Source organism: Marinomonas sp. 63XJN7_9_ISO-PGPR-S23-217 (assembly GCF_056173515.1).
This window is the reverse complement of the sequence record NZ_CM149678.1, coordinates 1,957,982-1,976,268: the sequence shown is the minus strand read 5'-3', so window position 1 is coordinate 1,976,268 and position 18,287 is coordinate 1,957,982. Positions and strand designations below refer to the sequence as shown.

Annotated in this window: 20 protein-coding genes; 5 read left to right on the top strand and 15 right to left on the bottom strand. The window is 43.0% G+C overall.

All coding sequences use genetic code 11. The annotated features are described in order from the left end of the window. The first annotated feature begins 42 nt into the window (after positions 1-42). On the top strand, positions 43-417 hold the full coding sequence (locus AC0VYI_RS09275; protein ID WP_199476015.1) for a hypothetical protein: 375 nt from the start codon (positions 43-45) through the stop codon (positions 415-417). Between the two features lie 55 nt (positions 418-472). Here AC0VYI_RS09275 and AC0VYI_RS09270 read toward each other — a convergent pair whose 3' ends face one another. The 5 genes from AC0VYI_RS09270 to AC0VYI_RS09250 all read right to left on the bottom strand — a co-directional run bounded on the left by AC0VYI_RS09270 (position 473) and on the right by AC0VYI_RS09250 (position 4,865). Next, a complete protein-coding gene (locus AC0VYI_RS09270; protein ID WP_475448885.1) occupies positions 473-2,428 on the bottom strand; it encodes a bifunctional diguanylate cyclase/phosphodiesterase in 1,956 nt (651 codons plus the stop codon). A gap of 9 nt (positions 2,429-2,437) precedes the next feature. Then, on the bottom strand, positions 2,438-3,067 hold the full coding sequence (locus tag AC0VYI_RS09265; RefSeq protein ID WP_475448883.1) for a transglutaminase-like cysteine peptidase: 630 nt from the start codon (positions 3,065-3,067) through the stop codon (positions 2,438-2,440). An 80-nt stretch (positions 3,068-3,147) separates the two neighbouring features. After that, the gene (locus tag AC0VYI_RS09260) at positions 3,148-3,435 is read right to left on the bottom strand and encodes a DUF1244 domain-containing protein (RefSeq protein ID WP_475448881.1); all 288 of its coding nucleotides are present in this window, start codon (positions 3,433-3,435) and stop codon (positions 3,148-3,150) included. A 92-nt stretch (positions 3,436-3,527) separates the two neighbouring features. Next, positions 3,528-4,136, bottom strand: a complete 609-nt coding sequence (locus AC0VYI_RS09255) for a tRNA-uridine aminocarboxypropyltransferase (protein WP_475448879.1) — start codon at positions 4,134-4,136, stop codon at positions 3,528-3,530. A gap of 3 nt (positions 4,137-4,139) precedes the next feature. Further along, positions 4,140-4,865: a pyridoxine 5'-phosphate synthase gene (locus AC0VYI_RS09250; RefSeq protein ID WP_475448877.1), complete on the bottom strand. Its 726-nt coding sequence runs from the start codon at positions 4,863-4,865 to the stop codon at positions 4,140-4,142. A gap of 200 nt (positions 4,866-5,065) precedes the next feature. Between AC0VYI_RS09250 and AC0VYI_RS09245 the strand changes: the two genes are divergently transcribed. From AC0VYI_RS09245 to AC0VYI_RS09235, 3 genes are all read left to right on the top strand, one after another. Further along, positions 5,066-5,740, top strand: coding sequence for a DNA-3-methyladenine glycosylase I (locus AC0VYI_RS09245; protein ID WP_475448875.1), 675 nt, complete (start codon positions 5,066-5,068; stop codon positions 5,738-5,740). A gap of 96 nt (positions 5,741-5,836) precedes the next feature. After that, positions 5,837-6,484 carry a DsbA family oxidoreductase gene (locus AC0VYI_RS09240; protein WP_199476008.1) on the top strand — a complete coding sequence of 216 codons (648 nt, stop codon included), beginning with the start codon at positions 5,837-5,839 and terminating at the stop codon, positions 6,482-6,484. A 167-nt stretch (positions 6,485-6,651) separates the two neighbouring features. Next, positions 6,652-6,852, top strand: coding sequence for a bacterioferritin-associated ferredoxin (locus AC0VYI_RS09235; RefSeq protein ID WP_475448873.1), 201 nt, complete (start codon positions 6,652-6,654; stop codon positions 6,850-6,852). A 45-nt stretch (positions 6,853-6,897) separates the two neighbouring features. Here AC0VYI_RS09235 and bfr (AC0VYI_RS09230) read toward each other — a convergent pair whose 3' ends face one another. The 3 genes from bfr (AC0VYI_RS09230) to parC all read right to left on the bottom strand — a co-directional run bounded on the left by bfr (AC0VYI_RS09230) (position 6,898) and on the right by parC (position 10,276). Next, a complete protein-coding gene (bfr, locus tag AC0VYI_RS09230) occupies positions 6,898-7,362 on the bottom strand; it encodes a bacterioferritin (RefSeq protein ID WP_199476006.1) in 465 nt (154 codons plus the stop codon). Positions 7,363-7,377: 15 nt separating this feature from the next. Then, on the bottom strand, positions 7,378-7,848 hold the full coding sequence (gene bfr, locus AC0VYI_RS09225; protein WP_199476005.1) for a bacterioferritin: 471 nt from the start codon (positions 7,846-7,848) through the stop codon (positions 7,378-7,380). A gap of 124 nt (positions 7,849-7,972) precedes the next feature. Further along, positions 7,973-10,276, bottom strand: coding sequence for a DNA topoisomerase IV subunit A (parC, locus tag AC0VYI_RS09220; RefSeq protein WP_475448870.1), 2,304 nt, complete (start codon positions 10,274-10,276; stop codon positions 7,973-7,975). 204 nt (positions 10,277-10,480) lie between these two features. On the opposite strand from parC, the gene AC0VYI_RS09215 reads away from it, so the two are divergent. After that, the gene (locus tag AC0VYI_RS09215) at positions 10,481-11,170 is read left to right on the top strand and encodes a hypothetical protein (protein ID WP_475448869.1); all 690 of its coding nucleotides are present in this window, start codon (positions 10,481-10,483) and stop codon (positions 11,168-11,170) included. Here AC0VYI_RS09215 and AC0VYI_RS09210 read toward each other — a convergent pair. From AC0VYI_RS09210 to AC0VYI_RS09180, 7 genes are all read right to left on the bottom strand, one after another. After that, positions 11,160-12,047, bottom strand: coding sequence for a GNAT family N-acetyltransferase (locus AC0VYI_RS09210; RefSeq protein WP_475448867.1), 888 nt, complete (start codon positions 12,045-12,047; stop codon positions 11,160-11,162). The genes AC0VYI_RS09215 and AC0VYI_RS09210 overlap by 11 nt on opposite strands. Positions 12,048-12,174: 127 nt before the next feature. Continuing rightward, entirely contained in the window at positions 12,175-14,070 is a 1,896-nt protein-coding gene (speA, locus tag AC0VYI_RS09205; RefSeq protein ID WP_475448865.1) for a biosynthetic arginine decarboxylase, read from the bottom strand. Positions 14,071-14,245: 175 nt separating this feature from the next. Beyond that, on the bottom strand, positions 14,246-15,205 hold the full coding sequence (lipA, locus tag AC0VYI_RS09200; protein WP_199476001.1) for a lipoyl synthase: 960 nt from the start codon (positions 15,203-15,205) through the stop codon (positions 14,246-14,248). Between the two features lies 1 nt (position 15,206). Then, entirely contained in the window at positions 15,207-15,851 is a 645-nt protein-coding gene (gene lipB / locus AC0VYI_RS09195) for a lipoyl(octanoyl) transferase LipB (protein WP_199476000.1), read from the bottom strand. Then, on the bottom strand, positions 15,851-16,156 hold the full coding sequence (locus tag AC0VYI_RS09190) for a YbeD family protein (RefSeq protein WP_475448863.1): 306 nt from the start codon (positions 16,154-16,156) through the stop codon (positions 15,851-15,853). The genes lipB and AC0VYI_RS09190 overlap by 1 nt, the downstream gene beginning before the upstream one ends. Positions 16,157-16,181: 25 nt before the next feature. Then, positions 16,182-17,330, bottom strand: coding sequence for a D-alanyl-D-alanine carboxypeptidase family protein (locus AC0VYI_RS09185; protein ID WP_199475998.1), 1,149 nt, complete (start codon positions 17,328-17,330; stop codon positions 16,182-16,184). Between the two features lie 81 nt (positions 17,331-17,411). Next, the gene (locus tag AC0VYI_RS09180; RefSeq protein ID WP_475448861.1) at positions 17,412-18,275 is read right to left on the bottom strand and encodes a septal ring lytic transglycosylase RlpA family protein; all 864 of its coding nucleotides are present in this window, start codon (positions 18,273-18,275) and stop codon (positions 17,412-17,414) included. Positions 18,276-18,287: the final 12 nt, after the last annotated feature.

Below are 18,287 nucleotides of genomic sequence, written 5' to 3'. Positions count from 1 at the left end.
TATAGAGACAAACATATAAGTTAATACATTACAGGAGCTTAGATGCTTTACGCAAAATTAAACAAAGAAGGGCACATCATCGATGTTGCGACGTCGCAATCCGATGAGTTCACACAACTTGTCGCCCCTAATGATCCCGTTGTTGCCGCGCTTCTTGAAGAAAAGCTTAAGTCATCTGAAGCCAGCACCGAAGACATACTAAAAAATTCGGACAATGAAATGATGAGGATTCTAGAAGACCTTATCGACCTACTAAGTGCCAAACGATTGATCCAATTTACCGAGCTTCCTTTAGCGGCCCAGAAAAAATTACTCAGTCGTAAGTGGATCCGTGGTGTGCACAGTAACAACTACGATGAGCACCTTATTCTAGAGGACAGCCACAAAATGAACGGGCATGAAGACTCTCTTATTTAATCTTCATGCCTATTGAGGGCCCTCAGCGTTATGTCACTATACCGCCAGATAGATATTACATATCTGACGGTAGGCCAATTGCGAACCCTTGTCCACCCGCCACATCAAAACGCTGCAAAGTAGACAGTTGATTCACACTCTCGATCCCTGTTGCGATGACTTGAATATTTAAACTGTTGAACATTTTACATAGCGTCTGCATAAAAAAGGACTCTGACTCCCTACCCGCTACCAATTTTGTATAAGAGGGATCCACTTTAACATAGTCTGGCATCAAAACTTGTAAGTAGTGGAAGGCCGAAAACTGTTTACCCACATTATCAATGCCAAAGGTCACCCCATGGTGCTTTAACATTTGAGATAGGTCAAACGCATAATCTTCCGAAGCGAGCACACTTTGTTCCGATATTTCAAACGTCAAAAAGTGGCGTAACTGTTCATCCAGCCCTCTCAATACACTATCTAACCAATCAACAAACGATGGCTTAATGAATGCTGATGCTGAGATATTGACAGCCAAAGGTGATGTTAAACTATCATGGCGCACTTTTATGTACGTGATAACCCGTTCAATAATCACTTGGTCTACTTGATCACCTAAATCAAACTGTTCAGCCAAGCCGATAAAGTAGCCAGCATGATATTGCTTACCTTCATACTCAAGGCTGGAAAAGACCTCTTCATGCAGGGTTCCTAACTCACTCTCAAATAACGCGACTCTTTGTTTACGTAAAGTAAAGGCTCGATGTTCAATGGCATACTCCAACATCTCCCTCCATTCGATACGACCAATCGCCATTTCCTGACCTGTTTTGACATCAAATACTCGGCTGGTATTCATGCCTGCCATCTTAGCCTCTCGCAACGCCGCATCGGCTTGTGCCATGGCGCTAGATACATCAATGTCTCCGGTAATAATAACTGCACCAATGTTCGCAACAGCATCGGAATAACTGATCTTCGAAGTCACTAACTCCAGTAAACTGTCCATCATATCATTCACGAGATATTTCAACCGATCTTGATCAACATTAGGAATCAAAACCACAAAGTCCGCACCAGATAAACGGGCAACCGTCGCTGCCGATGGCAGACTCATTACCTTGCCAGTCAATATTTGAGCAGCCGATCGAATAAATAAATCCGCAGCCTCATACCCTCGCTCGTTATTTAGCTTGGCAAGGTCCGTCAAGCTAATCAAAGCAATCCCATCCATGGTTCGATCATTGCTTGCGAAATACGCTTTCGCTTGCCTATCAAAAAAATGTCGATTGCCAAGCCCGCTAACAGGGTCTTGAAACGCTTTAGATTGCAGCCATTGCACCGCGTTTGCCTCAGCCTCAAATTCCTTTTCTAATTTCTCAGCCATTCTATTCATAGACAAAACAACAGATTTAAGCTCGCGCGTTTTGGGAATCTTAGTCATTTTTAAGAAACGACGCTGCTGGATAGCTTCCGCTTGCTTCTCAACCTCAGACAGAGGTTTAAAGAGCCAACGCAATCCCAACCAACCCAATGCAACCATCACAACACCAATCGCAATAAAGGATAACAGCAAGTCACGTGTGGCTAGCCAAAGTTGATAATAGCCATACCCAGCACTGCCTGTAATATAAACTTGTCCCAACTCGTTCCAACCATTTGATACAACCGCATTTGCAACGGGGACATTAAAATCAATCATGTTAATAAACCACTGCGGGACACCCACAATTTTGGTTTCATTTTTACGGATAAGGTCGGTGTTGTCGGCATAAAAATGCACGCGCACTTCTGAAAAATAACCACTGTCAAACACCGCATTTACTGTACTAACAATGGATGCTTTATCTTTGTCGGCCATGTAGCCGGACAGTGACATGCTTAACGATGTCGCACTGTCCTGAGCCGTTGATGCTAACTGATTGACTAGATAGCCTTTTGTCGTATTGAAGTTAATTCCCATCACGGCAATCAGGACCAACGACAAGATGACAACAATCATCATCAGCAACTGGCGGAATAATGTCATCTGATTCTCCTAGTTATTATACTTAGCAAAACGGTTGTTAAGATCTTTCCAAAGACTCAATCGAGAAGAGCCGCCCACTAGAATCCCTCGCCCTTTTTCCTTAGATAACCATAAATTTCGTGCATTAAATGAATAAATTGGCTTTAGATCAGGCCGTCTTGTCGCTGGCTTTAATTCTTTATCTAAATTATCCAAAATTACAGGAATAGAAGTCGGTGTATGGTAATAAGCCAATACCATGTGGTGCTGATCTAACGTCAATGATTTAACGTACACAAGACGCAGTTTATCATCGGGGACACCAAGTTCCCTAAGGGTAAAGTATTTGGCAATGGTAAAGTCTTCACAATCGCCCCCATCGGTTGCTAGAAACTCGATCGGTGTTGCCCAATAATCCTCTTTTCCCCAATGCTGAAGATCACTCACAAACGGTAACTGATTAAAGAAGTTATTCACCACTTCTAATTTTCTAACAATGGGGAGTTGTTTAGAGCTGTCGACTAAATGGCGCCAAGCCAGTATACGTTTCTCCGCTCTTGGGCCATACTCTTTGCCAATTTTTGCTGCCAGAGCCAAATATTTATTCGATATATCCGCTTGCAAATCAATTTGCGGCAAGATGCAAAGAAGCAGCAACACAACAATGAGCCGCCACTTTTTTCCATTGAAAAGCGAAAGAGAGAGCATCAGTCCAATTGACCTATTAGACCCATGACAACTTATTTAGAAAACTTAGCATTAAAATCAGCTAGCTGTTCCGGTGTTGCCGCTGGCTGGTATTTTTCTTTCCAGTCATTATAAGGCTCCCCATAAACATATTCACGAGCAGTATTATAGTCGATGTCTACACCTCTTTTTTCAGCTTCAGCAAGATACCATTTACTTAAACAATTACGACAAAAACCAGCTAAGTTCATCAAATCAATATTTTGTACGGATTTGTTGTCATCTAAATGCTTTAAAAAGCGACGCAATACAGCGGCTTCAATTTCTGTTTGCTTATCCATTGTCTTCTCCTAAAACTCTTTTTAACCCGCAATCTCTTTACCGAATAGCAATAATAGCGGGAATAGGTCTAATAGTGGCTGTATTTATTACCCTAAACGTCACGATTTCGATGCTGATGCCCTTCTGGTTGCTGACGCCATTGAAAGGCTTGAGCTGAGACCATAAAATCACGCAAAGGTTGCATATTTTTCTCAGTCAACTGTTCAATAGCATAAGCACACGCCTCTAACGTCGATAAAGCCTCCTCTTTCGGCGACTTACGGATGGCATAATCGTTGTGAGGAGGGGAAACGAAATGCCACGATATCATCGCTTGCAACTTAGGAGTTGACAAAAAAAGACGCTTTGCTTTTCGCCATGTTGCATCAATCAAAATGATACCTTCAATCTCCGCTTTTTCCTCTTCTGTCACCTGCTCTAAAGGGCTTGAACCTTCATTGGGAAAGACTAGCCGCCATTGATCAAGCGGCAATACATCCAGTGCAGCGTACAACTCCTCACAGCTCTGTGCTGAAATGCAGCGCAGTGAGGGTAACACCAACCGTAATAAAGTTAGCGTATTCTTAGCATGTTTCGCTTCCCTTGGGTCCTGAATGACCACCACAGGCAATGGGTTGTTGATAGAGGGGATCCATTGACAGACACACTGAGTGACAAGAAAAGAACAGCCATCACAAACCAAACGATGTGAACGGGACATTTGCTAGACTAATTTTGCCAAATACGCCTTCACAACTTGATCCCAACCTAAATCAAGCGCTTCTACCGTCAAGGCATGTCCGATAGATACTTCGGTAATCCGACCCGATTGGCACAAAGCTTCAACGTTCGTTAAATCCAAGTCATGACCTGCGTTTACACCTAAACCTGCGTCTAGAGCGGCTTGGGCGGCCTCTTGATAGCGCGCAGCAATGGCATCAAAATCGTCTTTGCCGTAATGGCTCGCATACTCTTCTGTGTACAATTCCACACGATCAGCCCCCACCTCCTTCGCCAAAATCATATTATCAGCATCTGGGTCCATAAATAACACCACACGAATACCTTTTTCCTTGAGCTTAGCAATAACTGGACGCAATGCATCCTGATCACGGGCCACATTCCATCCATGATCGGAGGTTAATTGATTCGGGTCATCCGGCACTAAAGTACATTGATGAGGAACCACTTCCAGCACGACACTAAGAAACTGCTCATCTGGAAAGCCTTCAATATTCAGTTCTGCGTCAGGATAGCGCTTAAGTAACTCTTTCAGATCATAAGCATCTTGATAAGTGGCATGCCTTTGGTCGGGTCTTGGATGAATAGTAATACCAAACGCTCCTAAATCTAATGTTCGCTTTGCCATATCCACCATATTCGGATAATTTCTGCCACGAGAATTCCGCAGTAAGCCTATTTTATTCAGGTTAACGCTCAAATGTGTCATATAACTTCTCTCGCTATCATTGTCTTCGCACCGCTACCATAGCAATCGCATGAATATACCTACCATTATAGAGAAAGGCGCCGAGCGCTTCACTAAACTCTTACACTTTGTTATCACAACGCACGTCTTTCCAAGCATTATGGTAAACTCTCCCTAGAGCAGATTCGTTTTGGACCGTCGCTGAAAAAGAGGAATAACTGATGAAGTATGAAGCCTTCCAAAGCATTTATGATCGAGCGGCCCAGCGCCACGGAGGTACACAGGCAGTAGAACAAACCTTAAATAGACCGTTCTCCGCTGAGGCACTCAAGCAAATAACGGATGATCGATGGTTAGCGGCTTTTTCCCAAAAAATATTTCAATCTGGCATTAACTGGCAGGTCGTACGAAATAAATGGGATGGCTTTGAGGACGTCTTTTTTGGTTTTGATATCGAAAAGATGCTTTTGATCCACGATGAAATGTGGGAGGAAAAAGCTAAAGACACGCGTATCATTCGTAATTTAGGCAAAGTGATGACCATTCGTGAAAATGCATTAATGATCCACGAGTGTCAAACAAAGCATGGTACTTTTGCCGCATTTATTGCGAACTGGCCCACAGAGAACATCGTTGGCCTATGGACATACCTAAAACAACATGGGAAACGGTTAGGTGGCAACACTGGCCCCTATACATTACGAACGATGGGCAAAGACACTTTTTTATTGACCAAAGATGTCGAAGGCTATTTACGTCAGCACAAAATTATAACCACAGGAAGAAACACTCAGTCCGCCCTATTAGCGGCACAAACTGCGTTTAACCACTGGCACAACGAAAGTGGCCGTTCTTTAAGCGAAATTAGCCAATGCATCGCAATGGGTGTCAATTAATTACCCTCCCCTGCCCACAAAGGAGCGGGCTAATAAGTCACCCTCCAGCATAAGAGTTAGCATAAACACGCTACAACAAATACATTAGGAGAAAACATGGCCGATTTACGCATCGACATTATTTCAGATTTATCTTGTCCATGGTGCTATTTGGGATACAGCCGCCTAAAACAAGCCTTAGATCAGTTAGGCGATAATTACCTTATAGATCTGCGTTGGCAACCATTTGAATTACATCCCGATCTACCGATAACAGGCGCGGACAGAGAAACCTATCTAGGCGCAAAATTTGGCAGCCAAGAACGCCTCAATGAAGCAACCCACGCCCTTCAACAAGTTGGGCTTGAGAATGGTATTACCTATAATTTTTCGGACAAGGATCGCGTCCCCAATACCAAACTTGCCCATCAGTTTGTTGCGGCGGCAAGCCAAGTCAAACTGGATACACCGCTAAGTTTAGCGTTATTTGATGCCTATTTCACACAAGGTAAAGACATTGGACAAAAAAACGTTCTAGAAGACGTAGCACGAAGCATTGGCATGAAAGACAAGGACATTCAGCTTGCCTATGAAGAGAAAACTCGAAAACTCGTTGATAAAAAAATTAAACAGCTTACCCAAGTCGATGTCACCTCCGTTCCGACCTACGTAATTAATGACAAATATATGTTACATGGCGCCCATCAACCTGAATCTTTCCTAAAAGTACTGAGTGATATTGCCGAGGACACTGTAAGAAGCTAGCCCTGCTAACGAGATGTGTACAGATTGAGCGTCATTAATCTGTACACTCTCTGTACAGAGAGTAAATCTATTAGATTTCACTGATAAATAAATTTTTATTTTTTGATAACCATTACCATTTGCATTAGAATCAATATATTGAATACAATTGAGAGTGATTTTCATTTATGTACGTATGTCTCTGCAACGGTGTCACGGATAAAAAAGTGAAGGAAGTGATTCGGGAAGGTGCGACCACAATGCGTGAGCTATATAAGCAGACTAATCTGGGGAATCAATGTGGCAAATGCTGCCAATGCGCTAAAAAAATACTTAATGATGAATTGATTAATATTGCAGAAACACAGATTCAAATTCAAGTTGCCTAAAGGCTCTCACACAATAGCAAGAGCCTCCAGACAATCAACACAGCACTACATTTGAGACTGAAGATAGTTTTCAATGCCAGATGTTTTGATCAAAAGCTGTTGTGTTTCCAACCAGTCAATTTGCTCTTCCTGCTCTTCCTGAATTTTCTCTAGCGTATCACGGCTCATAAAATCCAGTTTGTCTTCACACCGCTTTATGACATCTTTTAATATCGTCAACGTGTCTAATTCCAGCTCTAGATTCGCCGCAATCATCTCTTCGCTGTTTTCACCAATACGCAAACGGCCGAGATCCTGTAAGTTAGGCAGTCCCTCCAAAAATAAGATTCGCTCAATCAAACGATCTGCATTTTTCATTTTTTGGATCGACGCCTTATAATCTGCTTTATCCAGTTTACTAAAGCCAAAATCTTTAAACATACGAGCATGAAGAAAGTATTGGTTAATACCCACCAACTCGTTCGCTAGTACCTTATTTAAACCCGCGATAACAGCCGAATCACCCTTCATCAAAAGCTCCTTCAATTAGCTCATTTGAGATTGAATGTAATTTTGCATACCAATCTTGTCCATTAGGCCAAGCTGCTGTTCTAACCAATAGACGTGGTCCTCTTCAGTATCAAACAAAAGCTTCTCTAGGATTTCTCGAGTCTGATAATCGCCTTCAGATTCACAAATCGCAATGGTTTTACGAACTCCCTGAACTACTTCTAACTCAAGAACCAAGTCATTCGACATCATCGAGCGAACATCTGTTCCCACCAGCAAATCACGACGTTTGGTCATGCAAGGAACGCCTTCAAGAAAGAGAATACGCTTGATAAGCCAATCACAGTGCTGCTTCTCTTCGTCCATTTCATGGTTTAAGCGTTCATACAACTTTGCCAGTCCCCAATCATCATACATACGAGAATGAATGAAGTACTGGTCAATCGCAGCCAATTCATTGGCCAACAACGCGTTTAAACTATCAATAACTTTTTGACTACCCTTCATAACTCTTTCCTCCTAGGCGCCTCGATAAGGCATAAGAATACTCATATCTACTAAAACTAGTACTTTATCCATCCCATTATCTATTAATAAAACAAAGAGAAAAAGAAAAACCTAATAAAAAATATTAATCACCCAAAAGGTCTCCCTCTATTTTTGCGGACTTCCCTTCGCCTTTTTTCACCTCTAACCGATCAATGCGCTGGAATCCACGAGGCAACTTCAGGCCGCGACGACCACGCTCACCACTATAATCCATTAAATCTTTCTCAACAAATGACATAAAGCGCTTACCCGCATAGGCCATTAAAAGATCGTCAGGTAATATACTCGCCATAGCAATCAGTAACTCTTCTCGCTCAGCGGCACGGGCACTTGGAATGCTCAGCATTTTATTACCTTTCCCCTTGGCCATTTTGGGCAAAGAAGCCACATCAAATACCAACATGCGCCCTTCATTAGACACCACCACAACCTTGCCAAACTCAGGATCATCCACCAATACGGGGGCCATCACTTGCGCCCCTTTTGGCAAACTCAAGGTAGCCTTACCCGCTTTGTTTTTAGCGTAAAGGTCTTTTAACTGAGCAACAAAACCATAACCTGCATCACTGGCAATCAAATAATGAGCATCTTCATTATTCAAGACCGCTGAAACAATAGTAACACCACTTTCTAATGAAATACGCCCCGTAATTGGCTCACCTTGTCCTCTGGCAGAAGGCAAAGAATGTGCCTTAATAGAGTAGGTTCGACCATTTGACGCTAATAACACCAGCGTTTGATTAGAGCGCCCTTTTGCACTCACCAAAAAGCCATCTCCCGATTTATAACTTAGTCCTTCTACATCGAGATCATGTCCCTTACCGGCGCGAATCCAACCCTGTTTCGAGATCACCACAGTAATTGGATCGTTTGATAACAATGCCTCTTCACTAAATGCTTGTGCTTCTTTACGTTCAACAATGGGAGTACGACGCTCATCACCAAAGTCGTCTATTGCCTCACGAATCTCTGTAGAAATCAGTTTTTTAAGTTTAGTATCGGAAGCTAACAAAGCTTCAAGGTGTTTACGCTCTTTCTCAAGCTCATTTTGTTCTGCGGTAATACGCATCTCTTCCAGTTTGGCAAGATGGCGCAATTTCAGCTCAAGAATAGCCTCGGCCTGAATATCACTTAACGAAAAGCGAGACATCAACTCCACTTTTGGCTTCTCTTCATTACGAATGATCTCAATCACTTCATCAATATTTAAAAAGGCAACCAGCAAACCTTCTAAAATATGCAGTCGATTGATTACCTTATCTAAACGGAATTGCAAACGACGTCTCACCACATCGATACGGAAACGTAACCACTCTGCTAAAAAACTTGGTAACGTCTTTACCTGTGGCAAACCATCTAAGCCGATTACATTCATATTCACACGATAGGACTTTTCAAGATCCGTCGTGGCAAATAAATGTGTCATCAACGATTCAATATCGACTCGATTCGACTTAGGCACAATCACTAAACGGGTCGCATTTTCATGGTCCGATTCATCACGTAAATCCACGACCATAGAGAGTTTTTTAGCAGGATTTTTATCTTGCATTTGGGCCGCTATCTGCTCAAGAACCTTGCTTCCTGATACTTGATGCGGCAGCTCACTGACTACCACTTCCCCTTCGATAACCTCATAACGAGCACGGGCTTTTATCTGCCCTTTACCCGTTTCATAGAGCTTACGGATATCCGCCCGAGGCGTAACGATCTCGCCACCTGTTGGAAAATCAGGGCCTTGAACAAATTCCAGTAAATCGTCTAAATCTGCTTTTGGGTTATTCAGAAGATGAATACAAGCTTCACCGATTTCACGTAAATTATGAGGAGGAATATCGGTTGCCATGCCTACGGCAATCCCCGTTGTGCCATTTAACAGCAAATTTGGCAGGCGTGCAGGCAACACAGAAGGCTCCTGTAACGTGCCATCAAAATTTGGCACCCAATCCACAGTACCTTGAGACACCTCTTTGAGCAGCACATCTGCATATTTAGATAAACGGGACTCAGTATAACGCATGGCTGCGAAGGATTTAGGGTCATCTGGTGCTCCCCAGTTGCCCTGTCCATCAACTAATGGATAACGATATGAGAATGGCTGAGCCATCAATACCATGGCTTCGTAACAAGCACTGTCACCATGAGGGTGAAACTTACCTAACACATCCCCCACAGTACGAGCGGACTTTTTATACTTAGCCGTTGCCTTCAGGCCCAGTTCGCTCATCGCATAAATAATACGGCGCTGAACCGGTTTTAAACCATCGCCAATATGAGGCAATGCTCGATCTAAAATAACGTACATCGAATAATTCAAGTACGCCTTTTCTGTATAGTCTTTCAATGAAAGCGTTTCATTGGACTCAAAATTTGACAACTCACTCAAGGAGGTTTTCCTTCTACCGCGATTTTAGTGTGGGTTTATGAGCACACTACCCATAAATAAATTAACTGTGCGTACTATAAAGAAACACCCTTACCAACTGCAACCTTCACACCAATATTATAATGGAAAGACGAAGCTTCTCATGCTTCAATAAGGACGTAATAATAATCAGGAAAGAATGGCGATGATTAAGGTAGTCAAACAATGCTAGCGCAAACACACTACCATCTTGGAAAGGAAGCCCATGCAATACTGTTACATCACTGCGATAATCTTCGTGTTCGCCTAGAGACACTCACCCAAGCAACCAATCCAATACGATTCTACCATGGTTTTCAACACACTTTTCTGTTCGTTTTAAAAGGCGAAGTCTTTCTCAAATGCCAACAAGAAGACAGGCTCCTGAAAATGCATCAAGGTGTTTTGCTCCCCAGACGCCACACCACGATTGCCACCATACTGACCCCTCAGGTAGAGATTTGTGTTATTACTTTCTTTCGTGAGCCCAATAGCGACTGCGAGAGTGACTTTAAAAAAGTCTCTTCCGGTACCGTTGAAGCGTCAGCGGAACGCTTGGGAGTGACATCCTGGCCGCTATGGCAAGGGAAAAATGGGGCTATCAGTATTAATTTGTATCCAGCACACTATAAAGAATCAACTTACTATCACAAAAACACTGGGCAGTTTTTATTGCCTCTTCACAACGATTCATTAAAGGTAAGCACCCATATGAAAACCGCTGAGCCACTCTCTGATCATGGATTATTCATAGCAAAACAAACACCCAAAGCACTCTATAACACAACGGACAAAAGCACGAGCGTACTTTGCATCTACACTCCCTACCCAGAAAAAGGGAGAGTGATATTACTGGCTAAACCATTCAATGATTGAATACCAAAGAGGTCAAAACATGATCCTCCCACTGTCCATTAATCTTTAAATAATCACGCGCTATCCCTTCCTTCACAAATCCTAAACGAGCAAGAACTGCCGCGCTTTTTTCATTTCGAGGCATATAATTCGCTTGTATTCGATGAATACCAGATTGATTACGCATATACTCATTACCAGCGGTGAGTGCCTCGTGCATCAAGCCTTTGCCTTGTTCGCCTTCTCGTAAGCTATAGCCTAAATGACAGGCCTCAAAAACACCACGAACAATATTAGAATAATTAACATATCCCACCATCCTCTGCTGATCCTTTGTCAAAAAGCACAAGGTCACAGCTTTATCTTCCAAAAAGTCACGACGCATTTCCTCCACTCTGAGTCGGCATACCTCTAAAGAATAATAGGACTCGCTTCTAGCCGGCTCCCAAGGCGCAAAAAAATCTTTTTCTTGATTTACATAGTGTTGCAACAAGCACACTTGAGAGCGATCAAGCACTCTCAAAATACCACGTTCCGTTTCAATATAAGGAAAACGTGATGAGTAATCAGGAGCCTGGGACTGAATAAACAAACGATCATCTAACACCTCAATCAAACGCAATGCATGACTTTGAAACCAAAACTGCTCCCCAAGATATAACACGCGATTCAAAACTTTGTTGTCTTTCCACGCCTCAGCATACTTTCTCTCTGACCAGTAGGTGATAAAAATAGAACTCTCTCCGTCATATTTTTCCTCTCCCAAAAAACCCGACTCTTCTTTTGCCTGTTCGGATACTTTAGACATCATGACATGGTAAGACATATCATCTAAAAGTAAGGTTGAGGTCAACACGACAGCGTAATATGGAGGCTTGAAAGAAGGTAGAAAAGTCATAAGAATCCTGTATTAAAAACAGAGCGCCAATAAAAAATGCTCACCCCATCTTACCAATTTGGCGATAACAGGAGTGAGCATGAGTATGTACGCATTTCTGGCGTTGCACGTTAGCGTTCAAAGATCGTTAGACTAAATAGGTTGAGCCTTGCAATACCTTTTTATAGATATTAATCAAATTTTGCTGATCCTCATCAGACAGAGAACTAGCGGCCACTTTATCAGCGTATCTTGACGTTAATGCTTTTTCATCGTAACTGACGTATTTCAGCACATCCTGAACACTATCACCCATTAAGACATGATCAATCCTGAAGCCATCATCGGTCAAGTATACATCTACCGACGGTGTATCTCCGAATAAATTATGCAAGTCTCCTAAGGTTTCTTGGTACGCGCCTACCAAGAAGAATCCCATTAAGTAATCACCGTCTTTTGGCGGCGGCGGTAAAGGTAAAGAAGACTCAATGCCTTGTCCATCCACATACTGATACAGACACCCATCAGAGTCACAGGTGACATCTTGAATTTTCCCTCGGAAAGACGGCGCTTGGTCCAACCCTTGTAGCGGCAATACAGGGAATAACTGATCGATGCCCCAAGCATCCGGCATGGATTGAAATACGGACAAATTAACAAACAGTTTTTCTGCAAGACGCTCATTTAGTTCGTCCATCACAGGACGATGACTGCGATTACGATTATCTAGCTTCGGTAATAAATTCCGACAGGCTGCAAGAAACAGATTTTCCGCTTGGGCCCGCTGCTCTAGGTTTAGCTGGCCATGATTATAGAGCGTCAGACTATCGTTAAAGTCGTCCAACAAATCATGATAAATTTCCACTAAAGAACGGGTGTCGACTTCGTCTCCCCCCTTTAAACTCTGATAGCAGCTCCACAATCGTTGTATTTCCAATACAGCATCTTCATTGGGTGCTTCAATGGGTAAAAGCTCTGCACCGTAAGAAAACACATCGGCAATCATCATGGCATGATGGGCGGTTACTGCACGACCAGATTCAGAAATCAAATTTGGGTGAGGCAAATCATATTGTTCACACACATTGTGAAACGCAAACACGACATTGTTAGCATACTCACTGATACTGTAGTTCGCTGAATAAGCATTCTGGCTACGAGTTCCTTCGTAATCCACACCCAAACCACCGCCAACATCCACCCACTTCACAGGCACTCCCATCTGGTGAAGTTCAGAATAGTAGCGAGCACACTCTTTTAGACTGTTTTGAATATCACGAATACGGGTAATTTGAGAGCCTAGATGAAAATGAATTAACTCCAGGCAATCCAGCAAGCCTAAATCTCGTAAACGATCAACAGCACGTAGCAACTGCGAAGTGGTCAAACCGAATTTGGATTTTTCCCCTCCACTGTTACCCCAGTGAGTAGTACAAGTAGAGGCTAAACGGATACGAATACCAATGCGAGGCTTCACCCCAATTTTATGGGCTTCTTCCAAAATCCAATCCAATTCATGTAATTTTTCAACCACGATAAAGACTTGATGGCCCATTTTTTCAGCCATCAGAGCAAGATGAATGAACTCGCGGTCTTTATAACCATTACACACAATGATGCCATTAGGATTTTGATGCATTGCTAACACTGCCATCAATTCCGGCTTACTTCCTGCTTCTAACCCCACCGTGGAAGAATTATCAGGCTGACACCCCGCAATCTCCTCCACCACACGGCGCTGTTGGTTAACTTTAATCGGGTAAACAATGGCGTAATTCGCCTGATAGTCATAATACTCAATTGCCTGACAAAACGAATCAGTAATTTTTTCAATTCGAGAATGCAAAATATTAGGGAAACGAACCAAACAAGGATAAGGAATGCCTTGGCTTTTAAGTTGTTTCGCCAATTCGGTCAGATCTATACTTTTTTCTCGATCAGGTAATGCAATTGTACGACCCTCTTCATTAATTGAGAAAAAGCCCGCACTCCAGTGATTAACGTTATAAAGCTCAAGCGAATCTTTGACTGACCAAGGCGTCATTTTGCCTCCTACTAAATAAACCGTGTAACGGTACCAAGTTTTTAATCTAACTTAGCACAGTATTGTTAATAACTCGTAAAACCAGCAAGCAAAGACATGCTAGTTTGTACAAATAATAAAAAAGCGGGGTTAGGAACCCAATCCTAACACCGCTTCGTTGACCCGTTAAAATGACCTAGGACACGTGCTCGCCATGGGCTTGCTTATCCGCATGGTAAGATGAACGTACAAGGGGGCCACAAGCTGCGTGTTTAAAGCCCAGCTCTTTTGCCACTTCTTCATAACGTGCAAACTCTTCAGGAGGTACAAAACGAGCCATTGGGAAGTGATGCTTAGACGGCTGTAGATATTGACCGATGGTCAACATATCAACATTATGGGCACGCAAATCTTTGAGCACATCAACAATTTCTTCGAACGTCTCTCCCATTCCCACCATCAAACCAGACTTGGTAGGTACATCAGGGCAACGCTCCTTGAATTTTTTCAATAAATCCAGAGACCACTGATAATCTGAACCTGGACGAACTTGACGGTAAAGACGAGGAATCGATTCCAAATTGTGATTAAACACATCTGGCGGTGCCACTTCGAGAATATCTAATGCCGCCTCCATACGTCCTCGGAAATCTGGCACGAGGGTTTCGATCTCGATAGTAGGGCTTAACGCGCGGGTTTCACGAATACAGTCAACGAAGTGCTGAGCCCCACCATCGCGCAGATCATCACGATCCACTGATGTAATGACCACATACTTCAATTTCATATCACGAATAGCAATCGCTAGTTCTTTCGGCTCATCTGGGCTCAATGGATTAGGACGTCCATGTGCCACATCACAGAAAGGACAACGTCGGGTACAAATCTCCCCCATAATCATGAAAGTAGCTGTACCATTGCTAAAACATTCACCCAAATTAGGGCAATTAGCCTCTTCACAAACAGACGCTAACTTATGTTCACGCAGTGTTGACTTAATGCGAGCGATCTCAGGCGAAGCAGGCATACGTACACGCAACCAGTCTGGCTTACGTGGAATCTCTTCAGTTGGGATAACTTTTACAGGAATACGCGCCATTTTATCAGCGCCACGAAGTTTCTCGCCCTGGACGACGCGTTTGCGTTCTGCAGTCATTCTATTTCCACCCTTTTTGGATCGTCGGATTGGCATATCCGAGCTGCCCAGCCAGCGCATTAGCTAACTGAGTTTTAACTTGTGAAAAATCAATATCATTAGTGAGACGGGCCATATCAACCATCTGAAGTCCTTGATAGCCACAAGGATTAATACGGTTGAATGGTGTCAGATCCATATCAACATTGAGCGCCAAACCATGAAAAGAACAACCTCTCCGTATCCGTAAGCCGAGTGAAGCGATTTTTTTCTCATCAACATAAACACCAGGCGCATCCGGCTTGGGGTAAGCCTGTATATTATGATAGCTCAATACATTAACAATGGCATTTTCAAGCGCACTCACCAAATCTCTAACCCCTATACCTAGGCGTTTGAGATCTATCATAACATAAACGACTAGCTGACCGGGCCCATGATAAGTGACTTGCCCTCCTCTATCTACTTGAATGACAGGAATGTCGCCAGGTGCCAACAAATGTTCTTGTTTACCGGCTTGTCCCTGAGTGAAAAGAGAAGGATGCTCTAACAACCAGAGCTCATCTTGATCTTCTTTGGTACGGACTTGGGTAAAGTGTTTCATTTTTTCCCAAGTTTCTTCGTAAGCGACGGTTCCTAGATCACGAGCAATTAAGTCTTGATCCATTACATAACCATCTTAACAAATTCAATATCCATTAAATCAGCGTGAAGAGCAGATAGCTGCTCTTCACCTGTTGCTAGAATACGAAAGCTATAACTAACGAAACGCCCCTTGCTTGAACGATTTATCCCAGTTGCCTTAGGATCCAACTCTGGTGCATGCACCTTCAATCGCTCAACAATTTCAGCGTGTCCACCCTCAACGTCAATGGATACCACCTTGATTACATAATTTTCACAAGGAAATTCAATTTTTGGTGCATCCACCCCGTTGGCGGCTTGATCGCCATTTTTCGTAATTAAAGCCATTAATATTCCACTTGGCCGTTAGGGCCTAAAACAAATTCATAAAAAACAGTTTGATTTTATCAAACATACGTTTGAAGAAACCACCTTGTTTAACCGGCTCAAGAGCAACAACATTACGCTCAAGAATCGTATTACCGTCAGTACCAACGATAATTTTACCCAAGACATCACCCACCTTAATAGGGGCTTCAATCACAGGTTTCAACTGCAGTTTAGCAGGAATTGATTCAGCGTCTTGGCGTGGTAATGTCACAAGCACATCATCCGTAAAACCAACTTTCACGCTATTCTTAGCGCCGCCCCAAACGGTAGCATTAGCAATAACCTGACCTTTACTATACAGCTTACGGGTTTGATAATAACGGAAACCGTAATCCAATAGTTTTTGTGACTGAGTCGCACGTGCCTCATCTGTTTTCGTGCCCATAACGACAGAAATCAAACGCGTACCATTACGAAGAGCAGAAGCCGCTAAACAATAACCAGCCGCTTCAGTATGACCCGTTTTCAAGCCATCTACTGAAGGATCACGCCATAATAGGCGGTTACGATTTGGCTGACGGATGCCATTATAAGTGAAATATTTCTCTTTATAGAAATGATAATTCTGTGGGTAATCATTAATGATTGCTCTGGCCACAATCGCAATGTCATGGGCACTAGAGTAATGATCAGGGATAGGATAGCCTGTTGCATCAGAGAAGTGCGAGTCCTTCATACCAAGCAATTTAGCATGCTGATTCATCAAATCCACAAAAGCAGACTCGCTACCAGCAACATGTTCTGCGATGGCAACCGTGGCGTCGTTACCTGACTGCACAATCATTCCTTGAATCAAGGTTCTTAGTGGTACGACACTGCCTTCACGAAGAAAGGTTCGAGACCCCCCCATACGCCAAGCTTTCTCACTGATTCTCACTTTATCATCAAGTGAAATATCACCTCGGGCCAATTCGTACTCAGTGACATACGCCGTCATTAGCTTTGTCAAACTGGCTGGAGGCAATTTCTCGTCAGCATTGTGCTGAACAATGATATCGCCCGTTTTAGCATCCATTAATATATAACTTTTAGCTGCTATTTCAGGTGGCGCTGGGATAAAAGTAGGTTCTGCGCGAAGTGCAGTGGCCGTTAAACCTAGAAATACGGATAAGAATATTAGGAATCGCTTCATACTGTACAACATCGTCTCATTGGAAAAGTTTACAAATGATACTAGAGGCAATTTGGAATCTCTAGTACGCCAACACCGTCTTTACGGAATCAGAGCAACACGTATGGGTTTTGTAAAGCCTGCATCCAGTAATTTTTTCTGCCACAACGCCAACGCTTCATCGTTCGAATAAGGTCCTAAAAACACCTTATACAACCCATCACTTTGTTTGATTATTGCTACTTTAATCTGTGTATCAAATACCTGAACCAACCTATTTTTTAAGCGCTCAGCCGCTTCTTTTGTTGAGAAAGCACCGGCTTGTAAGTGGGTGAAAGTTAAGCTTTTCTCAGCGGATCTCTGATCCTCTTTAGCGGGCTCTGAAGCCAATACTATAGGGGGATTTACTTCTTTTTTAGAAGACCCCGCCGTATCCAAACCTGGGTTATAAGTGCCGCCTTTAGGGACCGTAATAGCCTGAATACGCACATGAGCAAGCCCCTTTTTTTGAAACCCTAACCTTACCGCTGCGGCGTAAGATAAATCGATCAATCGATTACCATGAAACGGTCCTCTGTCGTTCACTCGAACAATCACAGTGCGACCATTTCCTAAGTTTGTTACCTTCAAATAAGTTGGTATTGGTAGGGTTTTATGAGCGGCAGAGAAGGCATACATATCATATTTTTCCCCATTTGAAGTGGTATGACCGTGAAACTTCAGACCATACCAAGACGCTATTCCCTCAGCGACATAACCTTTTGCCGACTTCATCACCCAATACTTTTTCCCCCAAACTTCGTAAGGGCTTTTATTACCACCAACACTTCTTGGCTCCCATTTGGGCACCAAATCAGGTAGGTGATCCACTTTTACATCATGATCGGGTGCTTTATCTTGCAAAAGGCTATAGCGCCCTCCTCCAGATGCTCGGTCATAATCAAGTGGCTTTGAAGCGTTACTCACGCAGCCACTCAA

Excerpts from the sequence above, each read along its gene's own strand:
- AC0VYI_RS09255 (WP_475448879.1), bottom strand. The coding sequence starts at position 4,136 with ATGTCCCGTTCACATCGTTTGGTTTGTGATGGCTGTTCTTTTCTTGTC.
- bfr (WP_199476005.1), bottom strand. The coding sequence starts at position 7,848 with ATGAAGGGTAGTCAAAAAGTTATTGATAGTTTAAACGCGTTGTTGGCC.
- AC0VYI_RS09210 (WP_475448867.1), bottom strand. The coding sequence starts at position 12,047 with ATGACTTTTCTACCTTCTTTCAAGCCTCCATATTACGCTGTCGTGTTG.
- AC0VYI_RS09240 (WP_199476008.1), top strand. The coding sequence starts at position 5,837 with ATGGCCGATTTACGCATCGACATTATTTCAGATTTATCTTGTCCATGG.
- AC0VYI_RS09250 (WP_475448877.1), bottom strand. The coding sequence starts at position 4,865 with ATGACACATTTGAGCGTTAACCTGAATAAAATAGGCTTACTGCGGAAT.
- AC0VYI_RS09185 (WP_199475998.1), bottom strand. The coding sequence starts at position 17,330 with ATGAAGCGATTCCTAATATTCTTATCCGTATTTCTAGGTTTAACGGCC.
- AC0VYI_RS09235 (WP_475448873.1), top strand. The coding sequence starts at position 6,652 with ATGTACGTATGTCTCTGCAACGGTGTCACGGATAAAAAAGTGAAGGAA.
- AC0VYI_RS09270 (WP_475448885.1), bottom strand. The coding sequence starts at position 2,428 with ATGACATTATTCCGCCAGTTGCTGATGATGATTGTTGTCATCTTGTCG.
- AC0VYI_RS09190 (WP_475448863.1), bottom strand. The coding sequence starts at position 16,156 with ATGGCTTTAATTACGAAAAATGGCGATCAAGCCGCCAACGGGGTGGAT.
- AC0VYI_RS09275 (WP_199476015.1), top strand. The coding sequence starts at position 43 with ATGCTTTACGCAAAATTAAACAAAGAAGGGCACATCATCGATGTTGCG.
- lipB (WP_199476000.1), bottom strand. The coding sequence starts at position 15,851 with ATGGATCAAGACTTAATTGCTCGTGATCTAGGAACCGTCGCTTACGAA.
- AC0VYI_RS09245 (WP_475448875.1), top strand. The coding sequence starts at position 5,066 with ATGAAGTATGAAGCCTTCCAAAGCATTTATGATCGAGCGGCCCAGCGC.
- speA (WP_475448865.1), bottom strand. The coding sequence starts at position 14,070 with ATGACGCCTTGGTCAGTCAAAGATTCGCTTGAGCTTTATAACGTTAAT.
- lipA (WP_199476001.1), bottom strand. The coding sequence starts at position 15,205 with ATGACTGCAGAACGCAAACGCGTCGTCCAGGGCGAGAAACTTCGTGGC.
- bfr (WP_199476006.1), bottom strand. The coding sequence starts at position 7,362 with ATGAAGGGTGATTCGGCTGTTATCGCGGGTTTAAATAAGGTACTAGCG.
- AC0VYI_RS09215 (WP_475448869.1), top strand. The coding sequence starts at position 10,481 with ATGCTAGCGCAAACACACTACCATCTTGGAAAGGAAGCCCATGCAATA.
- AC0VYI_RS09260 (WP_475448881.1), bottom strand. The coding sequence starts at position 3,435 with ATGGATAAGCAAACAGAAATTGAAGCCGCTGTATTGCGTCGCTTTTTA.